22 protein-coding genes and 1 riboswitch are annotated in these 23263 nt (G+C 65.9%); of the genes, 9 read left to right on the forward strand and 13 right to left on the reverse strand.

The features are described 5' to 3' along the window. A complete protein-coding gene (gene repA / locus ACZ1A1_RS01715; RefSeq protein WP_463618498.1) occupies positions 1-1203 on the reverse strand; it encodes a plasmid partitioning protein RepA in 1203 nt (400 codons plus the stop codon). A 264-nt stretch (positions 1204-1467) separates the two neighbouring features. Then, positions 1468-2097, reverse strand: a complete 630-nt coding sequence (locus ACZ1A1_RS01720) for a hypothetical protein (RefSeq protein WP_463618944.1) — start codon at positions 2095-2097, stop codon at positions 1468-1470. Positions 2098-2260: 163 nt separating this feature from the next. Here ACZ1A1_RS01720 and ACZ1A1_RS01725 point away from each other — a divergent pair, with 163 nt between their 5' ends. The 3 genes from ACZ1A1_RS01725 (at position 2261) to ACZ1A1_RS01735 (ending at position 4790) form a co-directional block, all read left to right on the forward strand. Then, positions 2261-2650, forward strand: a complete 390-nt coding sequence (locus ACZ1A1_RS01725; protein ID WP_463618499.1) for a RidA family protein — start codon at positions 2261-2263, stop codon at positions 2648-2650. 139 nt (positions 2651-2789) lie between these two features. Then, complete coding sequence (locus tag ACZ1A1_RS01730) at positions 2790-3332, forward strand: flavin reductase family protein (protein ID WP_463618500.1); 543 nt, start codon at positions 2790-2792, stop codon at positions 3330-3332. Between the two features lie 141 nt (positions 3333-3473). Next, a complete protein-coding gene (locus ACZ1A1_RS01735; RefSeq protein WP_463618501.1) occupies positions 3474-4790 on the forward strand; it encodes a replication-associated recombination protein A in 1317 nt (438 codons plus the stop codon). Between the two features lie 4 nt (positions 4791-4794). Here the strand turns inward: ACZ1A1_RS01735 and ACZ1A1_RS01740 are convergent, their stop codons facing one another. Beyond that, positions 4795-5391 carry a CDP-alcohol phosphatidyltransferase family protein gene (locus ACZ1A1_RS01740; protein ID WP_463618502.1) on the reverse strand — a complete coding sequence of 199 codons (597 nt, stop codon included), beginning with the start codon at positions 5389-5391 and terminating at the stop codon, positions 4795-4797. A 122-nt stretch (positions 5392-5513) separates the two neighbouring features. Between ACZ1A1_RS01740 and ACZ1A1_RS01745 the strand changes: the two genes are divergently transcribed. The 6 genes from ACZ1A1_RS01745 (at position 5514) to speB (ending at position 11663) form a co-directional block, all read left to right on the forward strand. Beyond that, on the forward strand, positions 5514-7250 hold the full coding sequence (locus tag ACZ1A1_RS01745) for a bifunctional alpha/beta hydrolase/class I SAM-dependent methyltransferase (protein WP_463618503.1): 1737 nt from the start codon (positions 5514-5516) through the stop codon (positions 7248-7250). 7 nt (positions 7251-7257) lie between these two features. Beyond that, positions 7258-8592: a phosphatase PAP2/dual specificity phosphatase family protein gene (locus ACZ1A1_RS01750; protein ID WP_463618504.1), complete on the forward strand. Its 1335-nt coding sequence runs from the start codon at positions 7258-7260 to the stop codon at positions 8590-8592. After that, positions 8589-9020 carry a hypothetical protein gene (locus tag ACZ1A1_RS01755; RefSeq protein WP_463618505.1) on the forward strand — a complete coding sequence of 144 codons (432 nt, stop codon included), beginning with the start codon at positions 8589-8591 and terminating at the stop codon, positions 9018-9020. The genes ACZ1A1_RS01750 and ACZ1A1_RS01755 overlap by 4 nt, the downstream gene beginning before the upstream one ends. Further along, positions 9017-9673, forward strand: coding sequence for a lysophospholipid acyltransferase family protein (locus ACZ1A1_RS01760; RefSeq protein ID WP_463618506.1), 657 nt, complete (start codon positions 9017-9019; stop codon positions 9671-9673). The genes ACZ1A1_RS01755 and ACZ1A1_RS01760 overlap by 4 nt, the downstream gene beginning before the upstream one ends. Further along, a complete protein-coding gene (locus ACZ1A1_RS01765; protein WP_463618507.1) occupies positions 9670-10602 on the forward strand; it encodes a phosphatidate cytidylyltransferase in 933 nt (310 codons plus the stop codon). The genes ACZ1A1_RS01760 and ACZ1A1_RS01765 overlap by 4 nt, the downstream gene beginning before the upstream one ends. 107 nt (positions 10603-10709) lie before the next feature. Then, positions 10710-11663: an agmatinase gene (speB, locus tag ACZ1A1_RS01770; protein ID WP_119255401.1), complete on the forward strand. Its 954-nt coding sequence runs from the start codon at positions 10710-10712 to the stop codon at positions 11661-11663. 68 nt (positions 11664-11731) lie between these two features. Here the strand turns inward: speB and ACZ1A1_RS01775 are convergent, their stop codons facing one another. From ACZ1A1_RS01775 to ACZ1A1_RS01820, 10 genes are all read right to left on the reverse strand, one after another. Beyond that, entirely contained in the window at positions 11732-12496 is a 765-nt protein-coding gene (locus ACZ1A1_RS01775; RefSeq protein WP_463618508.1) for an ABC transporter ATP-binding protein, read from the reverse strand. Next, a complete protein-coding gene (locus ACZ1A1_RS01780; protein ID WP_463618509.1) occupies positions 12493-13533 on the reverse strand; it encodes a FecCD family ABC transporter permease in 1041 nt (346 codons plus the stop codon). Before ACZ1A1_RS01780 ends, ACZ1A1_RS01775 begins: the two co-directional genes overlap by 4 nt. Beyond that, entirely contained in the window at positions 13530-14546 is a 1017-nt protein-coding gene (locus tag ACZ1A1_RS01785) for an ABC transporter substrate-binding protein (protein ID WP_463618510.1), read from the reverse strand. The genes ACZ1A1_RS01780 and ACZ1A1_RS01785 overlap by 4 nt, the downstream gene beginning before the upstream one ends. A gap of 166 nt (positions 14547-14712) precedes the next feature. Next, positions 14713-14961: riboswitch (cobalamin riboswitch) on the reverse strand. Between the two features lie 50 nt (positions 14962-15011). Beyond that, entirely contained in the window at positions 15012-16805 is a 1794-nt protein-coding gene (locus ACZ1A1_RS01790; protein ID WP_463618511.1) for an ABC transporter ATP-binding protein, read from the reverse strand. Between the two features lie 52 nt (positions 16806-16857). After that, positions 16858-17802: an acetamidase/formamidase family protein gene (locus ACZ1A1_RS01795; RefSeq protein WP_463618512.1), complete on the reverse strand. Its 945-nt coding sequence runs from the start codon at positions 17800-17802 to the stop codon at positions 16858-16860. Continuing rightward, a complete protein-coding gene (locus ACZ1A1_RS01800) occupies positions 17792-19417 on the reverse strand; it encodes an ABC transporter substrate-binding protein (RefSeq protein WP_463618513.1) in 1626 nt (541 codons plus the stop codon). The genes ACZ1A1_RS01795 and ACZ1A1_RS01800 overlap by 11 nt, the downstream gene beginning before the upstream one ends. Before the next feature lie 29 nt (positions 19418-19446). Beyond that, a complete protein-coding gene (locus ACZ1A1_RS01805) occupies positions 19447-20367 on the reverse strand; it encodes an ABC transporter permease (protein ID WP_119255396.1) in 921 nt (306 codons plus the stop codon). Beyond that, complete coding sequence (locus tag ACZ1A1_RS01810; protein WP_463618514.1) at positions 20367-21260, reverse strand: ABC transporter permease; 894 nt, start codon at positions 21258-21260, stop codon at positions 20367-20369. Before ACZ1A1_RS01810 ends, ACZ1A1_RS01805 begins: the two co-directional genes overlap by 1 nt. Beyond that, positions 21247-21870 carry an ANTAR domain-containing response regulator gene (locus ACZ1A1_RS01815; protein WP_313192024.1) on the reverse strand — a complete coding sequence of 208 codons (624 nt, stop codon included), beginning with the start codon at positions 21868-21870 and terminating at the stop codon, positions 21247-21249. Before ACZ1A1_RS01815 ends, ACZ1A1_RS01810 begins: the two co-directional genes overlap by 14 nt. After that, on the reverse strand, positions 21867-23036 hold the full coding sequence (locus ACZ1A1_RS01820; protein WP_463618515.1) for a transporter substrate-binding domain-containing protein: 1170 nt from the start codon (positions 23034-23036) through the stop codon (positions 21867-21869). The genes ACZ1A1_RS01815 and ACZ1A1_RS01820 overlap by 4 nt, the downstream gene beginning before the upstream one ends. Between the last annotated feature and the right edge of the window lie 227 nt (positions 23037-23263).

The following is a 23263-nucleotide window of genomic DNA, read 5'->3' on the forward strand; positions in this document are numbered from 1 at the left end:
TCAACGCCCCCATGCCTTGTGAATGAGATCGACGATCTCCGAATTGACCGCTTCCATGGATTCGAGAGCCCGGTCGTAGGTGGCCCGTGTGAACTGGCTGCGCTCGACCTCGTAGAGCGTCTGGTTGGTGAGCGCCGCATCAGCGATGGCGACGCTTCGCACCATCGTGCTGGTCAGCACATGCTGCTTGAAAAGCGAGCGCATGAAGGCGACCATCTGCGTCTGCGGGCCATCGGCCGGATCGTAGCGGGTGACGAGATAGCGTAGCCAGTCGAGGTTCATGTTGCCGCCCGCGCTTTTCAGCGTGTTCAGCACCTCGCCCAGCATCTGCAGGAACTGGCACATGGACATCACGTCGAGCATCTGGGGATGCACGGTGATCAGCACCGCCGTCGCGCCGCAGATCGCGCTCATCGTCAGGAAGCCGAGCTGCGGCGGGCAGTCGATCACCACCACGTCGTAGTCGTCGGCGACCGAGGACAGCGCCTCGTCCAGCCGGGCGAAGAAGATGCGGCCGTAATCGCCGCTGTTGCCCTGCGCGAGGATGCGCGGCGTGTCGTGCTCGAACTCCATCAGCTCCAGATTGCCCGGCACGATGTCGAGGCCGGGGAAGTTGGTCTTGCGGATGATCTCCTTCAGCGGCCGGCGCTGGTCGTCGTAGCGGATGGCGCCATAAAGGGTCTCGTTCTCGTCGACGTCGAATTCCGGCTGGAAGCCGTGGATGGCCGAAAGGCTCGCCTGCGGGTCGAGATCGACGGCAAGGACGCGGTGCCCGGTCAGGGCGAGATGCTGCGCCAGATGCGCGGTCGTTGTCGTCTTGCCGGAGCCGCCCTTGAAGTTCACCACGGCGATGACCTGCAGATGCTCGGCACTGCGCCGGCGCGGCACGTAGCGCTGGCCACGGCTGTTCTGCTCGAGATATTCGCGCATCTCCTGCAACTGCTGGGCCGTATAGGACCGGCGGCCGGAAGGGGTGACCTGCGGCAGGGGACCCTTGGATTCCAGCGACAGGTTGCGCAGGTAGCCGCTGGTGACGCCGAGGAAATGCGCAGCCTCGCTCAGCTGGAACTGGCGCAGGCCCTTTCGCGCGACGGGCGGGAACATTTCCAGCCGGTGCTGCTTCAGCTTGTCTGAAAGCTCATGGGCCTGTCCGATGATCAACTGATCGACCTCGGAAATTGCCTGTCCAAACGTTGCGGCCATATTCATGTCACGGATCTCAAGGTGCGATTTCAAGCCCATATGAGGGATTAAACCGCATCTAGAACCGATTCTGATGTAAGAGCAAGGCATTATGTTCGGCGGGAAAGCGCGCCTTGCGGGGTCACGAAGCGCCTTCCACGTTGATCTTCCGCGGAATTCCCCACAAAGTTGCCTTATTTCCTGTCGTGGAATGGCAGGGCGTGTAATGCGACTTTGTCACAGGTTATTGTCCTCTGTGGCCCGAGGACACCCGCTGCGATGCCTTTACCCACCGTTTGTTGTGCGAATCGCGGGATGGAATACGGGCCGATATCCGGCACCGAGAACCCTGAGCGTGGAGGGTGGTGTCAGAAGCCAGTCGGCGCCCTGAAGCTTGCGGGGCGGCTCGTATCCCGCCTCCGTCCAGCGATGGGCAAGACCCGCGTCCAATGTAAAGGCATCCTCTCCGACGGCAACCATCGCGCCGTCCGGTAGATCCGCGACAGGTCCCGGGATCGGATGCAGCCGCTTCCTGCGCCGCTCCAGGCGTTCGCCGTGCAGCACGGCATCCATGCCGGCGGCCGTCGGAAGCGCCTGCCTGCCGGACGATGCCCATAGCGTCCGGAACCGCTCGGCGGCCTCCCTCCGGCAGAAGAAGCACGGCCTGTGGCCGGCAGCGAGGGCCACGGCCTCGTCCAGGAAGAAAAGCTCGGTCCAGCTTTGCCCGCCCATCACCGTGCGGCGGCGGCCCTGGAATTCGCAGGCACAGATCAGCCAGGCCTTGCCGGCCCATCGCCGGCCGAGCAGCGTCCTTGTCGCCGGATCGTGGAGGATGCCGCGATTTCCCGTGAAGAGGCCCCGCTGGGCGATGGCCACGATATCTCCGAAAGGCGTGACGCGGTTTTGCAGCGGCATGGTTTCGCACTTGAGTTGGAGCGCAGGCATTCTCCTATAAGGGCAGGCTAGCCGTCGACGGGTGCAAACGCCACCCGCTTCGAGAGGACCGGATGGTTTTCGGTTGACGGCAGGCGGCAAAGCCGGTGGTTCTCTGACGAAAGACAGCGAAGGAGAATCAGTCATGGCCGACAGCACCGCCCCCTTTTTCATCGAGGATACGGACGAGGGCGAGATTTCCTCGGACGTCGCCGGCCTCGGCAATCTCCTGATGACGACGCATATCCCGCTGCGGGCTGACGGCTCCATCGAGACGGGCGATATCCGGACACAGAGCATCGCGACACTGGAAAGCCTGAAGGCTTCGCTGCAGAAGGCGGGCAGCACGCTCGCCGACGTGATCCACCTAACGATCTATCTCACCGACATGGCAGACCGCCCGGCATTCAACGAGGTCTATTGCAGCTATTTCAGGAAGCCCTATCCCGTCCGCTGCGCCGTCGGCGTCAGCGCCCTTGCCGATCCCGGCATGAAGGTAGAGGTCACGGCCATGGCCGCGCGGCGGACCGCCTAGAGATATCCGCACGCATCGGGGAAAGGCATTCGACCATATATTTTCTACAAAAATTGTAGATTTAGAAAAGCCATGCCTGCCGCGCTCCATGGCCCTCTGCTATCCCTTGCCGCATGAGGCCTCCAGCGGAGCGGGAAGCATGAATGCGCATATCGAAACCACGCTTTTCAACATCGGCGGTGCCGCTCCGTCCGGGCAGCCCGTCGATGCCGACAGCCTGAAGGCGGCCTTGCGGACGCTCGGCGGCGGCGTCAGCATCATCACGGCAGGGGAGGGGGAGAATCGCACGGGCGCCACCGTTACCTCGGCGACGGCGCTCTCCGTCGAGCCGGCGCGCATGCTCGTCTCCCTCAACCGCACCTCTTCCACCTGGCCCATCGTCGAACGCCATGGCCATTTCGGCATCAATATCGTCGGCGCGGACCACGAAGAGCTTGCCAACCAGTTCGCCGGGCGCGGCGGCCTGCGCGGCCCCGATCGCTACCGCGGTGCAGAATGGACGACCGCCGTCAGCGGCGCACCGCTTCTCCTCGGAGCCGTCGCCGCCATCGACTGCACCGTCGAGGAAGCCATCGAGCGGCACAGCCACGTGATCGTCATCGGCAAGGTGCAGGCGATCCGCACCGGCACCGGCCATTCCCTGCTCTACCAGGATGGCCGCTATCACGCCGTTCCCCGCTAGGGATTGATGGCCGTAGGCTCCGCGAGGTGCGGATTCGCTTTGACCCTGCCCGTTCGGACCGGTAGACGAACGTCTTCCGGTCGCATGCGGTTTTCCCGCATGCCCGGCCGGAAAGGACAGCGCCTTTCGACGGGGAGTTCCATGACCGATCTTTTCGATGCCGCACCGCGCACCGGTTCCATGCCGCTCGCCGCCGAACTGCGCCCGGCGACGCTGGACGACGTGATCGGCCAGGAGAAGGTCATCGGCCCCGGCACGATGTTGCGCCGGCGCATTGCCGCCGGACGGCTCGGCAGCATCATCCTCTACGGGCCGCCGGGGCTCGGCAAGACGTCGATCGCCCGCGCCATCGGCAACATGCTCGGCAAGAATTTTCGCCCGCTGCATGCCGCCCACAACAATGTCGCCGACATCCGCAAGATCGCCGACGAGGCGCGCATGCGCCCCACCTTGCTTTTCGCCGACGAGGTGCATCGCTTCAGCGCAACGCAGCAGGACCATCTCTTGGCGCTTTGCGAGGAGGGCGTCGCCGACTTCATCGGCGCGACCACGGGCAATCCCTATCATACGCTGACGCCCGCTCTGATTTCCCGCTCCACCATCCTGAAGCTTGAGCCGCTCGCCATCGAGGAGATGGAAGACGTGATCCGGCGCGGTCTCCATCACCTCGCCGCACGCGGCATTGACGTGACACTGGAGCTGGCATTGCTGCGCCGTATCGCCGGCCGTTCCGGTGGCGACGCCCGCCGGGCGCTGACCGTTCTGGAAAGCCTTGCGGTCGGCCACGCGCCCGGCGAGCCCGTCGTGATCACGGAAGCCATGGTCGAGGAGGCCTATGCGGCCGCGCCCGTCAACCATGATCGCTCGGGCGATGCGCATTACGACGTGGTGTCGGCCTTCGTGAAATCGATGCGCGGCTCGGATCCCGACGCGACGCTCTACTGGCTCGCCCGGCTGATCCACGGCGGCGAGGATCCGCGCTATATCGCCCGGCGGATCATGATCCATGCGTCCGAGGATGTCGGCCTTGCCGACAATACCGCGCTCCAGACCGCCGTCGCCGCGCTGCACGCCGTTGAAAAGATCGGCTATCCCGAGGCGCAGATCATCCTGGCCCACGCGGCCCTGCATGTCGCCCGCGCCCCCAAGTCCAACTCCGCCTGCCGTGGCATTTCGCTCGCGCTCGCCCATGTGGCGAGCGAGGCGCCGTCCGCGGTGCCGCTGCATCTGCGCGACGCGCATTACAAGGGCGCGGCGGCGCTCGGCCATGTCGGCTATGCCTTTCCCCATGATGACGGGCGCGGCTGGAGCGAGCAGGTCTATGCGCCGGACGTGCCGCGCGGCGCCTTCTACCAGAGCGATGCGCGCGATGCCGCCACCTTCGAGCGGCGGGCGGACGAGCATTGGGAGCAGGTGACGGGAAGGCCGGCACCGCGCCGCTTCGGCGAAAAGCGCTGACGGCTCAGCTTTCGGCAAGGCCCGCGCGCACGCGGTTGACCACGGTCCAGACGAGCAGCACGCAGGCCATCGGCTGGATATGCCATGTCCAGGCCGGCAGCGTGCCGAAGGCGGCGACGAGGGCGCCCAGCGCACCGAAAAGCAGCGCACGGTCGCTCTTGCCCATCGGTCCTTCGTAGTTGCGCCCGCTGCCGTGGGCGACGCCGAGAACGCCGGCAAATTCCGTCAGGGTCGCGAGGAACACGATGGCCGCCATCCAGGGCAGCGAGAAGGGGGCGATCAGGGCGAAGGGCACATAGAGCGCCGCATCGGAAACGACATCGGCGATCTCGTTGAGATAGCCGCCGAGCGCGCTCTTCTGGCCATGCTCGCGCGCCAACATGCCGTCGATGGCGTTGAACGCCATGCGCAGGAACATCCAGACCGGCACGAGCGCGAAGAGCGCCGGTTCGGGCAGGGCAAGCAGAAGCGCGCCGATCCCCACCGAGACGATGGCGGCGACGAGCGTCACCTGGTTGGCGGTGAGCCCCATGGCCGCCAGCCGCCCCACCAGTGGACGAAGCAGGCTCTGGAAGGACGATTTCAGTTTATAGATCGACATGAAAGCGAAAATCCGCTCGATTGCTTCGATTGAAAAGAAAGCGCAATCGACGAGAAATCAACTGCGAATATGGGGCCTCATCCGTATAGGGGAGGATGATATCAGTGCAAGGGGATGACGGCATGATCGAAAAGGCGTTTGCGAGCCATGATGGCGTGGAGCTGTTCTATCGCGTCTGGCCCGCCCGCTCCGGCACCGCCAGGGGCGCGATCGTGCTTCTGCATCGCGGCCACGAACATGGCGGGCGCGTCGCGCATATCGCCGAAGAACTCGGCCTCGACGATTTCACCTTCTATGCCTGGGATGCGCGCGGGCATGGCCGCTCGCCCGGCGAGCGGGGCCATTCCCCGTCCTTCGCCCATTCGGTGCGAGACCTCGACTGCTTCGTGCGCCATATAAGCGAGACGGACGGCTTTGCCATGGAGGACATCGCCGTCGTCGCCCAGAGCGTCGGTGCCGTCCTGGCCGCGACCTGGGTGCACGACTACGCGCCGGGCATCCGCGCGCTGGTGCTCGCCTCGCCCGCCTTCGACGTGAAGCTCTACGTGCCTTTCGCGAAGGAGGGCATCGCGTTCTGGCAGAAGCTGAAGGGCACGTTCTTCGTCAACTCCTATGTCAAGGCGCGCTTCCTGACGCATGATCCCGAGCGGATCGCCTCCTTCGAAGCCGATCCGCTGATCACGCGCCCCATCGCCTCCAACATCCTCCTGGAACTCTACGAGGCGGCCGACCGCGTGGTGGCCGATGCCCGCGCGATCACGGTGCCGACGCAGCTTCTCGTTTCGGGCAGCGATTTCGTCGTGCGCCATGCGCCGCAGCACCGCTTCTTCGAAAATCTCGGCTCCACGATCAAGGAACGCCACATGCTGCCCGGCTTCTATCACGACACGCTCGGCGAGCGGGAGCGGGCGAAGGCGCTGGAAAAGCTGCGCGCCTTCATCCTTTCCCGCTTCGCCGTGCCGCCGGTCGTCGCGGATCTCCGGCAGGCCCATTTGTCCGGCCATACGCGCGACGAGGCGGATCGTCTGGCAACGCCGCTTTCGCCTTTCTCCCCGCGCGGCCTCTACTGGGCGATGACGCGCGCCTCGATCCGGCTGGGCGCCCTCTTTTCCAAGGGGATCGCGAACGGCGTACGCACCGGCTTCGATTCCGGTTCGACGCTGGACTATGTCTATGAAAATGAACCGCGCGGCCTCGGACCCGGCGGGCGGCTGATCGACAGGCAATTCCTCGAGGCCATCGGCTGGCGCGGCATCCGGCAGCGGAAGATTCATCTGGAGGAACTGATCGCAAAGGCGCTTTCGCGCCTTGCGGCGGAAGGAAGGCCGCTGCGCGTCCTCGACATTGCCGCCGGCCATGGCCGCTACGTGCTGGATGCCGTCGCGGCCTCGGATGCGAAGCCGGAAAGCATCCGCCTGCAGGACTATTCGCCGATCAACGTGGAGAAAGGCTCAGCGCTGATCGCCGAACGAGGCCTTCAGGACATCGCCGCCTTCCACCGCGCCGACGCCTTCGACACGGAGGGGCTTGCCGCCATCGCGCCGAAACCGACGCTCGCCATCGTCTCCGGCCTCTATGAACTCTTCCCGGACAATGCCCTGATCGAGGCCTCGCTTGCCGGCCTCGCGCGGGCGATGGAGCCGGGATCGCTGCTCGTCTATACCGGCCAGCCCTGGCATCCGCAGCTCGAGATGATCGCCCGCGCGCTCACCTCGCATCGCGGCGGCGAGGCCTGGATCATGCGCCGGCGCACCCAGCAGGAGATGGACCAGCTCGTGGCCGCCGCCGGCTTCCGCAAGATCGAGCAGCGCATCGACAAGTGGGGCATCTTCACCGTGTCGCTCGCCGAGCGCATCTGAGGATCGCATGGGAGAGGGTATCGCATCCGTTCCGTCGAGCGGCCGACGCGCGGTTTTCCGGGCGGCGGCGCTCTGGCTCGCCGTTCTCGCGCCGTTCTTCTATCTCACCTACGGCACCGCCAACTGGCTTGCCTCGCTGAGGACGGATGTGCCGAACCTCGCCTTCGGCTGGGAAGAGCGCATTCCCTTCATCGCCTGGACCATCGTCCCCTATTGGTCGATCAATGCCTTCTATGCGCTCTCGCTCTTCGTCAACGACAGCCCGGAAGAGGTCGGGCGCCTCGCGCGCCGCTATCTCACCGCGCAGCTCGTCGCCGTCGCCTGCTTCGTCGCCTTCCCGCTGCAGGCGATCTTCCAGCGGCCGCAAACGCATGGCCTGCCGGGCTTCATGTTCGATGTGCTCGGCGGGTTCGACAAGCCATTCAACCAGGCGCCGTCCCTGCATATCGCCCTGCTCGTCATCATCTGGGACCATTGGCGCACGCGGCTTGCCGGGGGATGGCGTGCCGCATGGCATGTCTGGTGCTTCCTCATAGGCATCTCGGTGCTGACGACGTGGCAGCACCATGTCATCGACATTCCGACGGGCGCGCTGCTCGGCTTCCTCGCGCTCTGGCTCTTCCCGTCCGGGCAATCCTCGCCGCTTGCCGGCTTCCGCCTGACGAAGGACGCCAAGGCCCGGCGGCTTGCGATCTGCTACGGGTCGGGCGCGGCGATCCTGCTTGTCCTCGCCGTTCCGGCAACGCGCGGTTCCGGGACCGGCCTCCTCCTTCTCTGGCCGGCGCTCGCGCTCGCCCTTGTCGCCGCCGGCTATGCCGGTGCCGGGGAACGGGTCTTCCAGAAGGGGGCCGATGGCGCGATCAGCCTTGCCGGCCGCTGGCTGTTCCTGCCCTACCGGCTCGGGGTGCGGCTGAATATCCGCTGGTGGACGCGGCATCTTGCACCCGCGGCTGAAATCGCCGACGGCGTCCTCCTCGGCCGCATGCCTGCGCGCGGCGAACTCGGGGCCTGTGCTACGGTCGTCGACATGACGGCGGAACTGCCGGGCCTGAAGGCGTCCGGCCTTGCCTGGCATGCCTTTCCCTCGCTCGACCTGTTGCCCGTCCCCGCCGCGCGCATCCGCGAGGCTGCGCTGGCGGTTGAAGCGGCCCGCCGGCATGGCCCCGTTCTCATCTGCTGCGCCCTCGGCTTCCAGCGTAGCGCCATGGTTGCCGCCTGCTGGCTGCTGCAGTCGGGGCATGCGGGAAGTGCCGCGGCCGCCGTGGCGCAGATCGAAGCATCCGGCCGGCCGGTCCGTCTGGACGTCGGGGCCTATGCGGCCATCGAGGAGGCAGCGCGATGACCGCGTGGAGCAGCATGGCGGAAGGCGCCAGCCGCCGGCTGCGGCGCAATGGCCTCATCGGCGGGCTCATCGCCTTGCTGGTCCTTGCGCTCGCGCCGCCGACCGCGGGAGCGGAGGGTTTTGCGGGACCGCTTGCCTGGTGGCTGCTGCTTGCCTTCTGCCTCCTGCCGCTCGCCTTCTCGGTCCATCTTCTCTTCGATGCCGCGCTCTTCCGGCTCGCCGCCTCGCATGGCGAGGAGGCGACGGGACTTGCCGCAGTGGATGACGTGCTGGCGCGAATGGGGCTTCGCGCAAGGGACGGGGTGGTGCGCACCATGCCGGAACGCCTTGCCGGGTGCCGCAGGCTTCTCTGGCTGCAACGCATTTCGCTCGCCATCGGCGTGATGCTCTATGCCGTTCTCTTGCTCGACGCTGTGGTGGGAACATGAGATACGGCAAGGCATCGCTGCTGCAGAAAGCGTCGAGCGCGGCGCTTGCGGGCCTTTCGCGCGCCGTCACCGGCATCCGGCCGATCTGGGCGGGCGTGAAGCCGAACGGCCCGCAGCGCATCTATTTCGCCAATCATGCGAGCCACGGCGATTTCATCCTGGTTTCCACCTGCCTCAATCCCGCCGAGCGCTGCCGGACGGCCGCGGTCGCCGGCGCGGATTACTGGAAGGCGGATGCCGTCCGCCGCTTCATCGCGCAAAAGCTGCTGCGCACCGTGCTCGTCGAGCGCAACTGGGTCGAGCGCACCACCGATCCCCTTGCTGTCATGCTCGCGGCGCTCGATGCGGGCGAATCCCTGATCTTCTTCCCCGAGGGCACGCGCAACATGACGGAGGAACCGCTGCTGCGCTTCCGCTCCGGCCTCTACAATCTCGCGGCCGCCCGGCCGGATGTCGAGCTCGTGCCCTGCTGGATCGAGAACATGTCGCGCGTCCTGCCGAAAGGCGCGCTGCTGCCGGTGCCGCTGCTCTGCCGCGTCGTCTTCGGCGAACCCGTCAGGCTGGAGGCGGGGGAGGACCGGAAGGTCTTCCTCGACCGCGCCCGCTCCGCCCTTCTTGCCCTTGCGCCCCGAAAGGATGGAAATCGCCCATGAGCGACGACACCACGCGCCTCTTCCTCGGCCTCGTCGCCGTCCTCACCACGGCAAGCCTCGTTGCCGGCGTCCTTTCCTGGCGTAGCACGCGGCCGCTGCCGGGGACGCTCGACAACCTCAATGCCCGCATCAAGGCCTGGTGGATCATGGTCGCGGGCATCAGCGCCGCCTTCCTGTTCGGCCCCGGCGGGGTGATCCTGCTCTTCGCCTTCGTCTCCTTCGCGGCGCTGCGCGAATATGTGACGCTCACCAACACCCGCCATGCCGACCGCTGGACGCTGCTCGGCATGTTCCTGATCGTCATCCCGGTCCAGTACTATCTGATCTGGATCGACTGGTACGGGCTCTATTCGATCTTCGTTCCCGTCTATTGCTTCCTCGCCATGCCGGCGCTGACGGCGATCCGCGGCGACACGTCCCGCTTCCTGGAGCGGGTCAGCGAGCAGCAATGGGGCATCATGCTCTCGGTCTATTGCATCAGCCACGTGCCGGCGCTGGTGACGCTGCCCATTCCCGGCAACGAGGGGAGGGGGCTTCTGCTGATCGCCTTCCTGATCGCGACGGTGCAGGGCAGCGACGTGCTGCAATATATCTTCGGCAAGCTCTTCGGCCGCCACAAGGTCGCGCCGAACATCTCGCCGTCCAAGACCTGGGAAGGCCTGATAGGCGGCATTGCCAGCGCGTCGCTGCTGGGGGCCGGGCTTTACTGGCTGACGCCCTTCCTACCGCTGGAGGCGGGCGTGCTGGCCGGCCTTGCCTGCATCATGGGCTTCTTCGGCGGGCTTGTCGCCTCGGCGATCAAGCGCGACCGCGGCGTCAAGGACTGGGGCCACATGATCGAGGGGCACGGCGGCATGCTCGACCGCGCCGACAGCCTGGTCTTCGCCGCGCCGGTCTTCTTCCACATCGTGCGCTATGCCTGGACGTAGCGAGAATAATCGAAAAGGGGTATTCCGGGCGCCCGGGCAAGTTTCGTAAAGTGATGTTCAGGATGGGGCAAACGACAGAAACAGGCTGCCCCGCCGGAGGAAGATAGATGACGACCAAGACCTTCAACCAGCCGCTCGGCGGCAACGAGATGCCGCGCTTCGGCGGTCCCGCCACCATGATGCGCCTGCCGACGCAGCCGACGACGGAAGGGCTCGACGCCTGCTTCGTCGGCATCCCCATGGATATCGGCACCTCGAACCGGCCGGGCACGCGCTTCGGGCCGCGCCAGATCCGCACCGAAAGCTGCATGATCCGCCCCTACAACATGGCGACGCGCGCCGCGCCCTTCGACAGCCTGCAGGTCGCCGATATCGGCGATGTGGCGATCGACACGTTCAACCTGCCGAAATGCGTCGACATCATCACCGATGCCTACCGTGATATCATCAGGGACGGCTGCAAGCCGCTGACGCTCGGCGGCGACCATACGCTCTCCTACCCGATCCTGCGCGCCATGGCCGAGAAATACGGCCCCGTCGGCCTCATCCATGTCGATGCCCATGCCGACATCAACGAGCACATGTTCGGCGAACCCATCGCCCATGGCACGCCCTTCCGCCGCGCCGTCGAGGCCGGCGTGCTCGACACCAGCCGCTGCATCCAGATCGGCGTGCGCGGCACCGGCTATGCGGCGGACGATTTCGACTGGCCGCGTGAGCAGGGCTTCCGCGTCGTGCAGGTGGAGGAGTGCTGGCACAAGTCGCTCACCCCGCTGATGGAGGAGGTGCGCGCGCAGATGGGCGACCGTCCCGTCTATCTCTCCTTCGATATCGACAGCCTCGACCCGTCGATCGCGCCCGGCACCGGCACGCCGGAAATCGCCGGCCTCAACACGATCCAGGCGCTGGAGATCATCCGCGGCTGCTGGGGCCTCAACCTCGTCGGCTGCGACCTCGTCGAGGTCTCGCCGCCCTACGACCCGTCCGGCAACACGGCGATCACCGCGGCGAACCTGCTGTTCGAAATGCTCTGCGTCCTGCCGGGCGTGCAGAGGCGATAGCCCGTCCTTCTTCCGAAGACCCGGAGTGCCGAACGATCGTCGGCACTCCGCAAGAGCGCCGCCGTCCTTCAGTCCATCGCGTACTGGATGTTGTACCGGCCATGGACCGCCGACCGTTCGATATGGGCCCGGACGCCGAAGACGCGCGCGATCAGCTCTTCCGTCAAAACCGCCTGCGGCGTTCCCGCAGCGACGATCCTGCCCTTGTCGAGCACGGCGAGGCTGTCGCAGAACATCGCCGCGAGATTGAGGTCGTGCATGGCGATGATGCAGGTGATGCCGAGCTTCGATACCAGGGAGAGGATGTCGAGCTGGTGCTGGATGTCGAGGTGGTTCGTCGGCTCGTCGAGCAGCAGCTCGCTCGGCGTCTGCGCGAGCGCCCTTGCTATGTGAACCCGCTGGCGCTCGCCGCCGGAAAGGGTCTGCCAGAGCTGGCCGGCCCGGTGGCTCATGTCGACCCGTTCAAGCGCAATGTCCACCGCCGCATCCCCTTCGGGCGTCCATGAGGACAGAAGGCCGCGATGGGGCGTTCGTCCGAGCTGGACGATGTCGCGCACCGTCAGCGGGATATCGGTCGTCGACTGCTGCTCCACGAAGGCGACGCGGCGGGCAAGGCCGGCGCGTGAGAGGGTGGAGACATCGTACCCGCCCAGCCGGATCACCCCGCTCTCGACACGGCGCAGGCGGCAGATCAGGCGCAGAAGGCTGGATTTTCCCGATCCGTTCGGCCCCAGCAGGCCGAGCACCTTGCCCTGCGTCACCGCGAGCGTGACCCCGTCGATGATCAGGGTGTTCCCGGCCGAATAGGATACGTCTTCGATGGAGATGCTCATGCGCTTTTCCGGACGCGATAGAGGATGACGGCGAAGGCCGGTGCGCCGAACAGCGCCGTGACCACCCCGATGGGCAGGATCTGCTGCGGGATGATGATGCGCGAGACGATGTCGGCGGCGACCACGAAGATCGCGCCGCCGAGCGCGGTCGCCGGAAGGAGGCGGCCATGCGAGGGCCCGACGAGGAAGCGGGCGGCATGCGGGATGACGAGCCCGACGAAACCGACCGAGCCGACCATGCTGACGACGGCCGCGGTCATGATCGCCGTGACGGCAAAGAGGACGATCTGGGTCCTGCGCACGGCAATCCCAAGCGATGCCGCGGCATCCGTCCCGAAGGCGAAGGCATCGAGGGCGCGGGCATGGAACAGGCAGGCGGCAAAGCCCGCGAGCGTGATCGGCACCGAGAGATAGACATCGGGCCAGCGCACGCCGCTCATCGAGCCGAGAAGCCAGAACAGCACGCCGCGGGCCTGCTCCGCATTCGCCGACGTCGTGACGATGTAGGAGGTCAGCGCATTGAAGAGCTGCGAGCCGGCGACGCCGCACAGGATGATCCGCTCGCTCGACCCGCCCGTGCCCGAGGCAAGGATGCCCACCAGCAGGAAGGCGACCAGCGCGCCGGCGAAGGCGCCGCCGGAAAGCGAGAGGACGCCGTGGCCGAGGCCGAGGATCATCACGCAGACGGCGCCGGTCGACGCGCCGGCCGATATGCCGAGCACATAGGGCTCGGCCAGCGGGTTGCGAAGCAATGCCTGGAGGATGGCGCCGCACAGCGCGAGCGAGGCCCCCGCGCTGGCCGCCACCAGCGCCCGGCTGAGACGATAGTCCCAGATGACGCCCTCATGGATGCGGTTGAGCTCGAACGCCGTTGCGAAAAGCCGGTTCGACACGGCCCTCGCGGTCGTGGAAACGGGAATCGCGATCTCGCCGATGGAGACCGCGAGGCCGATCATGAGGGCAAGGAGAAGGGTGGAGGCGATGGCGAGTGCCGCAAGCACCCACCACCGATGCCGCCATGAAGCGGTAATCCTCACTGCGCGAGGCCGAAGGCCTTGATGCCGTTCGCCAGCGTCTCGATGCCGTCGATCGTGCGGATCGTCGGGTTCATCGACTGGGCGTCCATCATCACGAAGTGCTTGTTCTTGACGGCATCGAGTTCCCTGGTGACGGGATCGTTTTCGAGGAAGTCGATCTTCACCTTCGGATCGTCCGCGGCATAGCGGCGGCGGTCCATGGTCGCGAGCACGATGACGGCGGGGTTCGCCTGGGCGATCGTCTCCCAGCCGACCAGCGGCCATTCCTCCTCGGTCGTCACGACATTCTTCGCGCCGATGGTCTTGAGGATATAGGCCGGCGCGCTGTTCTTGCCGGCGATGAAGGCATCGCCGTTGACTTCCTTGCTGGAGAACCAGAACACGACGGGCAGGTTCTTGCCGGCCGCGCCGGCGATGGACGCCACGGCATCCGCCTCGCGCTTCTTCAGTTCGGCGATCAGCGCATCGCCCCGGTCCTTCACGTCGAAGATCTCGGAGAGTTCGGCGATTTCCCGATAGACCAGGTCCATGGTGAACAGCGTCTCGCGCACGCCGTCTCCGCCGTCGGTGTTGATCTTGGCGACGCAATCGGCCGGCGCGATATAGGTCTCGATGCCGAGATCGGCGAATTGCTCGCGCTTGCCGACGGAGCCCTGCGCGCCGACATGCCATTCGAATTCCGCGGCCACCAGATCGGGTTCCTGCCCGACCACGGCCTCGAAGCTCGGATCGTTGTCCGCCAGCCTTTTGATCCTGCTATTGGCCTCGGCATATTGCGGCAGCACCGGCCCGACCCAGACCGCTGTTCCCGCGACCTTGTCGGCAAGGCCGAGCGAGAAAAGCACTTCGGTCATGCCCTGGCCGATGGAGACGATCTTCTCCGGCGCTTTCTCGAAGGTGACCTGCCGGCCGCAATTTTCGAGCGTCAGCGGATATCGGGTGGCGGCGAAAGCCGTGCCGGCAAGGCCGGCAAGGCCGAGGGCGAAGGTGATGGTTGCGATTGTCTGGCGCATGGGAGCCTCGATCTCGGGGAGGGTGGCAATACGGCGTGACGGTGCGGCGACGGATTGCTCACGCCTCGTGGACGGGAAAAGCCCAATCGAGGCGGATGGAGGCCGTATATCGGCGAAGGCTCAGGTCAAAGATGTCTGCTCCCTTCCAGGCATCCCCGCCCGGCTGATTGGATCGTGTTCGACGGCAGGTCTCCTGGCTCGCGGATATCTGTCGATCATCTGCCTTCCCGCGACATCCGCAGTGGCATGGCCCTTGGCCCGGAAAAGGCCGCGCCGGCCCTTCCCGTGATGATCGGCAATCCGCTTACAGTTGCGGGGGCAGCCACGGTCTTGGTCCCTGTTGGGTCGTCCGCACCGTGTTCCCTATTAATCCCGTCGGAGTCTTCCTCCGGGAACCGTCGGGCTCAATTAGGACGCCGGTCCGCGCGACGTCAAGTGGCGTCCTGCCCGATCCCTTCCCGGGTCTTAGGCGACCTTCGCCTCGTGCCAGACCACGTGCCCGTTCCCGACCTCCCTGCGGACGGAGAGGGGCGGGGCGTAGTCGAGCGGCTTGACGGGGCTGGGCAGCTCGCCCTCGTTCGGGATGAAAAGCCGGCGCTCGCGGTCGGCGTCGGCGACGGGCACCGCATCCATCAGCTTGCGCGTATAATCGTGCTGCGGGTTCTCGAACACCTGGGCGCGCGTGCCCATCTCGACGAAGCGGCCGGCATACATCACGGCGACGCGATGGCTGATCTGTTCGACCACCGCCATGTCGTGGCTGATGAACAGGTAGGAGATGCCGGTCTCGTTCTGGATGTCCTGCAGCAGGTCGAGGACCTGCGCCTGGATGGAGACGTCGAGCGCCGCGACGCTCTCGTCGGCGACGATCAGCTTCGGCGACAGCGACAGGGCACGTGCGATGCAGATGCGCTGGCGCTGGCCGCCGGAGAATTCATGCGGGTAGCGGCGCATCTGCTCGGCGGACAGGCCGACGCGGCGGAAGAGATATTCGACACGGTCCTTCAACTCGCTGCCGGCAGCGAGGCCGTGGATGACGAGCGGCTCGGCGACGAGGTCGCCCACCCGCATGCGCGGGTCGAGCGAGGCATAGGGGTCCTGGAAGATCATCTGGATGTCGCGCAGCACCGGCCGCATGGCCGCGCGGCTGAGCCCCTGCGTGCTTTTTCCGCCGATGCGGATGCCGCCGCTCCACGGAACGAGGTTGAGCAGCGCCTTCCCGGTCGTGGATTTGCCGCAGCCGGATTCGCCGACGAGCGACAGCGTCTCGCCACGCCCGACGGTGAAGGACACGCCCTCCACCGCATGGACGCGCCGCACCGGCCGCTGCAGGATGCCGCCCTTGATGTCGAAGCGGACGACGAGATCGTCGACTTCGAGCACGGGTGCTGCCTTCTCCGCCTCTTCCTCCGCCCTGGCCTGCGCGGGCGCGCGCTTGGGCTTGTCCGTCCCGGTCATCTCGCCGAGCCGCGGCACGGCGGCGAGCAGCTTGCGCGTATAGTCGTCCTTCGGCTGGTGGAAGACCTCGCGCAGCGGGCCGTGCTCCACGTCCCTGCCCTTGTTCATCACCAGCACATGGTCGGCCATTTCCGCCACCACGCCCATGTCGTGGGTGATGAGGATCACGGAGACGCCGTTTTCGGCCTGGAGCTTGCGGATGAGAGCGAGGATCTGCGCCTGCACGGTGACGTCGAGCGCGGTGGTCGGCTCGTCCGCGATCAGGATTTCCGGCTTCTGCGCGAGCGCCATCGCGATCATCACGCGCTGGCGCATGCCGCCCGACAGTTCATGCGGATATTGCAGCAGGCGGCGCGCGGAATCGGAAATCTGCACCTCGTCGAGCAGTTCCTTGCAGCGGTGCGCCATCGCCGCGTCCGAAAGGCCGGACCTGAAGCCGACGGCTTCTGCCAGTTGCCGCCCGATGGTCAGGACGGGATTGAGCGAGGTCATTGGCTCCTGGAAGATCATGCCGATATGGCGCCCGCGCACGCCGCGCATCTGGCCTTCGTCGAGTTTCAGGATGTCGCGGCCGTTCATGATGGCCGATCCGCCGGCCACGCGCGCGAGGTTCTTCGGCAGCAATTGCATCAGCGACAGCACGGTCATCGATTTGCCCGAGCCGCTTTCCCCCGCGATGCACAGCGTTTCTCCGCGTTTGAGGTCGAAGGACAGCCGGTCGACGACGGTGCGCGCACCGTCGGGCGTTGCGACCTGCGTCACCAGATCCCTGACCTGCAAGAGCGGAAAAGCCGTATTCATGTCCATGCTTTCTGGATTGTGGGAGGGGCGGCCGGAGCCGCCCCCCGCATGCCTATTCGAAGACCGAGCGCGGGAAGTAGAAGGACACGACCCAGTTCGGCTGGTCGACGATCTCGCTGATGCGCAGGTCGCCGCAGACCGAGCAGAGCATGTAGGCGTCCACCGGGTTGAGGTTCTGCGTCTGGCAGAGGAGGTCGATCATGTTGGAGAGGGCCGCCTTCGCGCCGTCCCACAGATCCGGGCCGATGCCGGTGGTGACCTCGTAGCCCTTGCTGTCGAGATGACGGGTCACGGGGCCGGGTGTGGTGAAGCGCGGCATCTTCAGCGGCGTGTCCCGGATGAGGTCGAGCGTCAGCGCGACGTTCATCTGGCTTTCGATCGCCGTGCCGCAGACCTCGCCGTCACCCTGCGCGGCGTGCGTGTCGCCGATGGAGAACAGCGCGCCCTCCACCTCGACCGGCAGGTAGAGCGTGGTCCCGGCGGCAATGTCCCGGATGTCGAGATTGCCGCCGACGCGCCGCGGCGGCACGACGGAGTGCAGGCCCTTCTCGGCCGGCGCGACGCCGATGGTGCCGGCAAACGGCTTCAGCGGCACGCGGGCATGCTGGCCGAACAGCGCCGGCTCCAGCGTTGAGGGATTGTAGTTCCACAGCGCCAGCGCCGGCTCCTTGAAGTCGTCGGCGAGCAGGCCGAAGCCGGGAATGTTGGCCGTCCAGCCGAAGCCCGAGGGCTCGAACTGATGGATGGTGACCTTAAGCACGTCGCCGGGCCTGGCCCCATCCACGAAGATGGGGCCGCTGACCGGATTGACCCTGGAGAAATCCATCGTCGACACGTCCGCGACGGTGCTGCCGGGATGATAGTGCCCGGCGCCGCTGTCGAGGCATTCGAATTTCAGCGTCGAGCCCGGGGCCACCGTTTCCGCCGGCTGGAACGAATTGTCCCAGCCGAAGTGATGATGCCGGCCATGGATGGTGTACTGGCAGTTATTGCACATCTTTTGCGTAAACCTCGTCGTAATTGACCGGGATATGAACGGGATCGACGAAGATCGCATCCGGGCCGCCGAGGCGCTCGGAGCGCACGGAGAAGCGTTCCTCGTTGAAGATCGGCGCCCAGGGCGCGTCGTCCATGATCTTCAGGTAGATGTCGCGCCACAGCGCCTCGCGCTCCGCCTTTTTGGCGGGGTCGACCATCGAGTCGGCTTCCTGCGCCTTCTTGTCGAGCTCCTCGTTGCAGTACCACGACCAGTTCCAGCCGCCCTGGACCGCGCCGCCGCAGCCGAGGATCGGGCCGTAGAAGTTGGACGGATCGGGGAAGTCGGCGATCCAGCCCATGCCGCCGGACCAGATCATCGGCGCGCCGTCCGGCTCGCCGCCGGCCGCGATGACGTTGGCCTGCGCCAGCGACTTGATCGACGCCTTGATGCCGATGGCGGCGAGGTCCTGCTGGATGGCCTGCGCGATGCGCGGCTGCGGATCGGTGTTGGCGACGAAGAGCTCGGTCTCGAAGCCGTCCGGAACGCCGGCCTCGGCGAGCAGCGCCTTGGCCTTTTCCGGATCGTAGGGATAGCCCTTGTAGTCTTCCGCATAGCCCGGCATGGAGCGCGGCAGCGGCTGGTTGGCGGGCAGGGCGCGGCCGTTGATGATGCGGACGATGCGATCCTTGTTGATGGCCATGTTGACGGCCTGGCGCACCTTCACATTGTCGAACGGCGCGATCTTCACATTCATGGTGACGTAGCCGGTATGCAGCTGGCCGCCCTGGATGATCAGGTCCTTGAACTTCGGATCCTGGGTCACCTCGATGAACTTGGCCGGCGGAATGCCGTCGCCGGGAATGTCGATCTCGCCGTTCTGCAGGCGCAGCAGCGCGACGACCGGCTCCTGGCCGACCTCGAAGGTGATCTGGTCGAGCTTGGGCAGTTCGGGATTGTAATAATCCTTGAAGCGCTCGAAGACGATGCGCTGGCCGAGCGTCCATTCGGCCATCTTGAAGGCGCCGGAGCCGACCGGATGCTTGCCGAAGTCGGCGCCGTATTTCTCGACCTCCTCCTTCGGGACCACATGGGCGAAGTTCAGCGCCAGCACATGCAGGAAGGTCGCGTCGGGACGGCTCAGCTCGAACTTGATCGTATAGGGATCGGTCACGGTGATGCCGGAAAGATGTTCGGCCTTGCCGGCGGACGCTTCCTCGAAGCCGGCGATGGAGCCGAAGAAGCCGGCGCCGGGGCTCTGCGTCGCCGGGTTCACCACGCGCTCGATGGAATACTTGACGTCGTCGGCGGTCAGTTCGCGGCCGTTGTGGAACTTCACGCCCTTGCGCAGGGTGAAGACGAAGGTCTTGCCGTCCTCGGAGATCGTGTAGTCCTCGGCGATTTCCTTGCGCAGGTTGGTGGTGCCCGGCTCGTAGTCCATGAGGCCGTCGAACAGCGACTTGATCATCGACCAGTTCTGCCAGTCGTAGCCGATGGCCGGGTCGAGCGTGGAGACGTCGTCCTTGTAGGTGACGATCATCGAACCGCCCTGCTTGACGGTTTCGGCCATTGCGCCGAGCGGGGCGGCAAGACCAAGCGCCAGCACGGACGCGGCTGCGAGAAGTGTTTTTTTCATGTCTGTCCCTTTCTCTCTGGAGTGTTTCTTCACCGCAGCTTGATGCGCGGGTCGATCAGCGGAGTGATGAGGTCCGCAAGAAGGTTGCCGAGAACGATGGCGAAGGCGGAAACGATGGTGACGCCCATGATGATGGGAATGTCGACGCGCTGGATGGCCTGCCAGGCGAGCTGGCCGATGCCCGGCCAGCCGAACACGCTTTCCACCACCACGATGCCCGACATGAACAGGCCGATATCGATGCCGATCATGGCGATGATCGGCAGGATGGCGTTGGGCATGGCGTGGCGGAAGAGGATCGTCCAGCGGGCAAGGCCCTTGGCGCGGGCGGTGCGGATATAGTCCTGGCGCAGCACGTCGAGGAGCGACGAGCGCATCATGCGCGAATACCATCCCGCGCCGAGCAGGCCGAGCGTCAGCGACGGCAGGACCATGTGCTGGAACGTGCCGTATCCGCCGATCGGGAACCAGCCGAGCTTCACCGCAAAGACATAGAGCATCAGGATGCCGATGACGAATTGCGGCGCGGAGACGCCGACGAAGGAGAAGATCATCAGCGCGTTGTCCGTGCGGCTGCCGCGCCTTGTGGCGGCGACGACGCCCATGGTGAGGCCGATGACGAGCTCGCTGACGATCGCCCCGGCCATGAGCAGGAGGCTTGCCGGAAGGCGCGACCAGATGAGCGAGGCGACCTCCGTCTTCTGGAGATAGGAGCGCCCGAGATCGCCCTGCACGAGGCCCTTCAGATAGCGCAGATACTGCTCGTAGAAGGGCAGGTTCAGCCCGAGCTGCTCGCGGATGTTCTCCACGGTCTGGGCCGTGGCGCTGCGGCCGGCGATCTGGCGCGCCGGATCGGCCGGCACCAGATAGAGCAGGATGAAGGTCACGAAGCTGATGCCGATCAGGATCATCAGCGTCTGGAGCAGCCGGCGGGCGATATAGGCGGGCATCAGTGGTGTCCCTGCTGGGTCGGGTCGAGCACGTCGCGCAGGGCATCGCCGACCAGGTTGAAGGCCAGCGCCAGCAGCAGGATCGCCGCGCCGGGAATGAAGACCAGCCAGGGCGCGCTGGTGAAATAGGTCTGGTTCTCGAAGATGATGTTGCCCCAGGAAGGGGTCGGCGGCTGCACGCCGATGCCGAGGAAGGACAGCGTCGCCTCCAAGAGCACCGTGGTGGCAATGCCGAGCGTCGCCCAGACGATCATGGTGGAGAAGAGATGCGGCAGGATATGCTTGAGGATGATGCGCGGCGCGCCCGCGCCCATCGCCCGCTCCGCCTCGATGAAGTCGCGCTCGGAGAGCGAGCGGGTCTCGGTATAGAGCACGCGGGCGATCTGCACCCAGTTGACCATGGCGATCACCATGGCGACGATCCACAGGCTCGGTTTGAAGATCGCGGCCAGCACGATGGCGAGCAGGAGGGCCGGAAAGGCCATCATCAGGTCGGTGAAGCGCATCAGCACGGTCTCGACCACGCCCCGGAAATAGCCGGCGCAGATGCCGACCGCCGAGCCGATCAGGACGGCGATGCCGTTCGCCACCACGCCGATGATCAGCGAGGTCTGCGCGCCGTAGATCAGGCGCGAGAACAGGTCGCGGCCGACGAGGTCGGTGCCGAACCAGAACTTGCCGTCGGGCGGCAGCGGCGCGCCCTCGAGTGTCAGCCCGTCGAAGAACTGCTCGTTCGGATCGAAGGGCACGATCCACGGCGCGAAGAGCGCCGCAACGACCGTCAGGACGATGACGAAGAGGCCGAATGCCGCCAGCCGCCGGCGCAGGATGCGGGCGAACACGCCGCGCTCGGCCTTTTTCCGGTTGCCGGGAAGGGTATCAAGCGCGCTCACGGTCGGGTCCTGCCTGCTGTTCGTTCAGGAAACGCCGCGCCATGGCCTCGACGCTGACGCGCTCGGTCATCGCGGCAAGGCGCAGCTTCTGGTAGGCCTGCCTGGGGGACATATTTTCCGCCAGCATCAGGATCGCGGTCGCCTGCGCCACCGCCTCGCGCTGGTCGAGGCTGTCGCGCAGCGCGCCGATCTCCGTCGCCAGCGCATGCCGCCGGTGGAAATTGTGCATGGCGATGACCAGCGCGCTGTAGACACCGGCGCTGCCGATCGGCTTGATGAGCTGCGCATCCGCGCCTTGGCGCAGCGCCCAGTCGATGCGCCCGGGCGCTTCGGAGCCGATCAGCGCCACGGTCGGCACCGGCGCCTGCTGCGGCTGCCAGGGGAACTGCCCGTCATAGCCCATGTCGACATCGAAGAAGACGATGTTGAAGGGGGAGACGTCGGCATTCTCCGGCACGTCCGGCCAGCACTCCACCGCCTCGACGCCGATGCGCTGCAATTGCTGCGTGATGGCGTCCACATTGGCGTGGCGGCGGTGGACGATCAGCGCCGTCCAGTTTTCGAAGGCGCCCCAGGAGGGGAAGGCGAGGGATCGGTCGGTCTTGGTCATTTGACGAGCCTCAGGAAGCCGGGCTGCTGGCCCTCGTTCATGCTGGACTTCAGATGGGTCCGGGCCATGAAGGGGTCCGGCTGGATGGCGCTTTCCGCCAGGTGCACGATATCGAACCCGTCGTCATTGCGCGCCCGCCCGATATGGGCGGGCAGGGCGATATGGTTGGTGCGGGCGTCGACGATGATATCGCCGAGCGGCGTGCTTGTCGCATGCCTCTTGCAGGAGGCGAGAACGGGCTCGATGGCGTCCGTGCCGGCGCGGGCGATCCCGTCCGCAATCAGCAGGATGCTGGAATAGCTCTGGGCGAAGAAGGCCGAGATTCCGCTGCCGGAGGCGTCCCCTTGCGCCTTTTCGAGAAAGGCCCGGTTCGCCTCCCCGGGAAGCGACCGGAAATAACAGCTCACGGTGAAGTTCCCTTCCGCGTCCCCGCCCACTCTTTCCAGCTCGCTTTCGTAGAAGTTGCAGCTGAGCACCGGCCGCACGGTGGCGCGGAAATCGGCATCGCGCCGGCCGAGGTCGGCATAGGCCTTCAGGAAGGCATAGGAGGATTCGCCGATCAGGTTGTTGAGGATGAAATCCGGCCTCCTGGCCTCGATCTCGCGGATGAGATGGCCGATATCCGTGTCGCCGATGGCGACGGCGCGCTCGCTGAGCACCTCGCCGTCGGCCGCATGCAACATCTCGCGCGCGAGCCGGTTGGTTTCCCAGCCCCAGATATAGTTCGAGCCGAGCAGGATCGCCCGCTTGCCGAAGCGCGGCATGATGAAGTCGATCAACGGGACCAGATGCTGGTTGGCGCAGGCCGCGATATAGACGACGCGATCGCTCGCCTCGAAGCCTTCATAGACGCAAGGATACCACAGCACCGCATCGCGTTTCTCGACGATCGGAATGACCTCCTTGCGGCTCCACGACGTCGTGCATCCGACGACATGGCGCACGCCATGGCCGGTGACCAGATCGTCGCACAGCGCCGCGTAGCGGTCGATATTGCCGCCCGGGTCGGCGGCGACGGGCTTCAGCGCGAACGGCAGGTCCTGCGCATTGACGGCCTCTATCGCGGCGATCGCGCCGCGATAGCCCTCGTATCCCAGCCGCCCGTAGGGGCCGGACTGGGAGAACAGCACTCCCACGGAGATGATCTTCTTGCCGTTCGCGACCATGCCTGGAAACCAAACAAAAAAGCCCCGCCGGAACGATCGGTTCCGGAGGGGCCCAAGTGCCAATTAGAATTTTCCGGAAATTACCGAGTTCGGGGCGGATTTGTCAACTTGTTTCCACCGGTCGCCGCTTTGGGGAATTTCCTTGCGTGCGTGTCGCAGGCGCCGCGGCGCTTTCCTTATGAGGGCATTGGAACTTCTAATTTTCCAGAACCCGTGAAGGTTCCTAC

Source organism: Shinella sp. R2-11 (assembly GCF_055330205.1).

Coding starts and splice junctions, on each gene's coding strand:
- ACZ1A1_RS01765 (WP_463618507.1), top strand. CDS start 9,670: ATGAGCGACGACACCACGCGCCTCTTCCTCGGCCTCGTCGCCGTCCTC.
- ACZ1A1_RS01745 (WP_463618503.1), top strand. CDS start 5,514: ATGATCGAAAAGGCGTTTGCGAGCCATGATGGCGTGGAGCTGTTCTAT.
- ACZ1A1_RS01790 (WP_463618511.1), bottom strand. CDS start 16,805: ATGAATACGGCTTTTCCGCTCTTGCAGGTCAGGGATCTGGTGACGCAG.
- speB (WP_119255401.1), top strand. CDS start 10,710: ATGACGACCAAGACCTTCAACCAGCCGCTCGGCGGCAACGAGATGCCG.
- ACZ1A1_RS01755 (WP_463618505.1), top strand. CDS start 8,589: ATGACCGCGTGGAGCAGCATGGCGGAAGGCGCCAGCCGCCGGCTGCGG.
- ACZ1A1_RS01820 (WP_463618515.1), bottom strand. CDS start 23,036: ATGGTCGCGAACGGCAAGAAGATCATCTCCGTGGGAGTGCTGTTCTCC.
- ACZ1A1_RS01740 (WP_463618502.1), bottom strand. CDS start 5,391: ATGTCGATCTATAAACTGAAATCGTCCTTCCAGAGCCTGCTTCGTCCA.
- ACZ1A1_RS01815 (WP_313192024.1), bottom strand. CDS start 21,870: ATGACCAAGACCGACCGATCCCTCGCCTTCCCCTCCTGGGGCGCCTTC.
- ACZ1A1_RS01805 (WP_119255396.1), bottom strand. CDS start 20,367: ATGCCCGCCTATATCGCCCGCCGGCTGCTCCAGACGCTGATGATCCTG.
- ACZ1A1_RS01725 (WP_463618499.1), top strand. CDS start 2,261: ATGGCCGACAGCACCGCCCCCTTTTTCATCGAGGATACGGACGAGGGC.
- ACZ1A1_RS01760 (WP_463618506.1), top strand. CDS start 9,017: ATGAGATACGGCAAGGCATCGCTGCTGCAGAAAGCGTCGAGCGCGGCG.
- ACZ1A1_RS01785 (WP_463618510.1), bottom strand. CDS start 14,546: ATGCGCCAGACAATCGCAACCATCACCTTCGCCCTCGGCCTTGCCGGC.
- ACZ1A1_RS01800 (WP_463618513.1), bottom strand. CDS start 19,417: ATGAAAAAAACACTTCTCGCAGCCGCGTCCGTGCTGGCGCTTGGTCTT.
- repA (WP_463618498.1), bottom strand. CDS start 1,203: ATGGCCGCAACGTTTGGACAGGCAATTTCCGAGGTCGATCAGTTGATC.
- ACZ1A1_RS01795 (WP_463618512.1), bottom strand. CDS start 17,802: ATGTGCAATAACTGCCAGTACACCATCCATGGCCGGCATCATCACTTC.
- ACZ1A1_RS01735 (WP_463618501.1), top strand. CDS start 3,474: ATGACCGATCTTTTCGATGCCGCACCGCGCACCGGTTCCATGCCGCTC.
- ACZ1A1_RS01730 (WP_463618500.1), top strand. CDS start 2,790: ATGAATGCGCATATCGAAACCACGCTTTTCAACATCGGCGGTGCCGCT.
- ACZ1A1_RS01720 (WP_463618944.1), bottom strand. CDS start 2,097: ATGCCGCTGCAAAACCGCGTCACGCCTTTCGGAGATATCGTGGCCATC.
- ACZ1A1_RS01775 (WP_463618508.1), bottom strand. CDS start 12,496: ATGAGCATCTCCATCGAAGACGTATCCTATTCGGCCGGGAACACCCTG.
- ACZ1A1_RS01750 (WP_463618504.1), top strand. CDS start 7,258: ATGGGAGAGGGTATCGCATCCGTTCCGTCGAGCGGCCGACGCGCGGTT.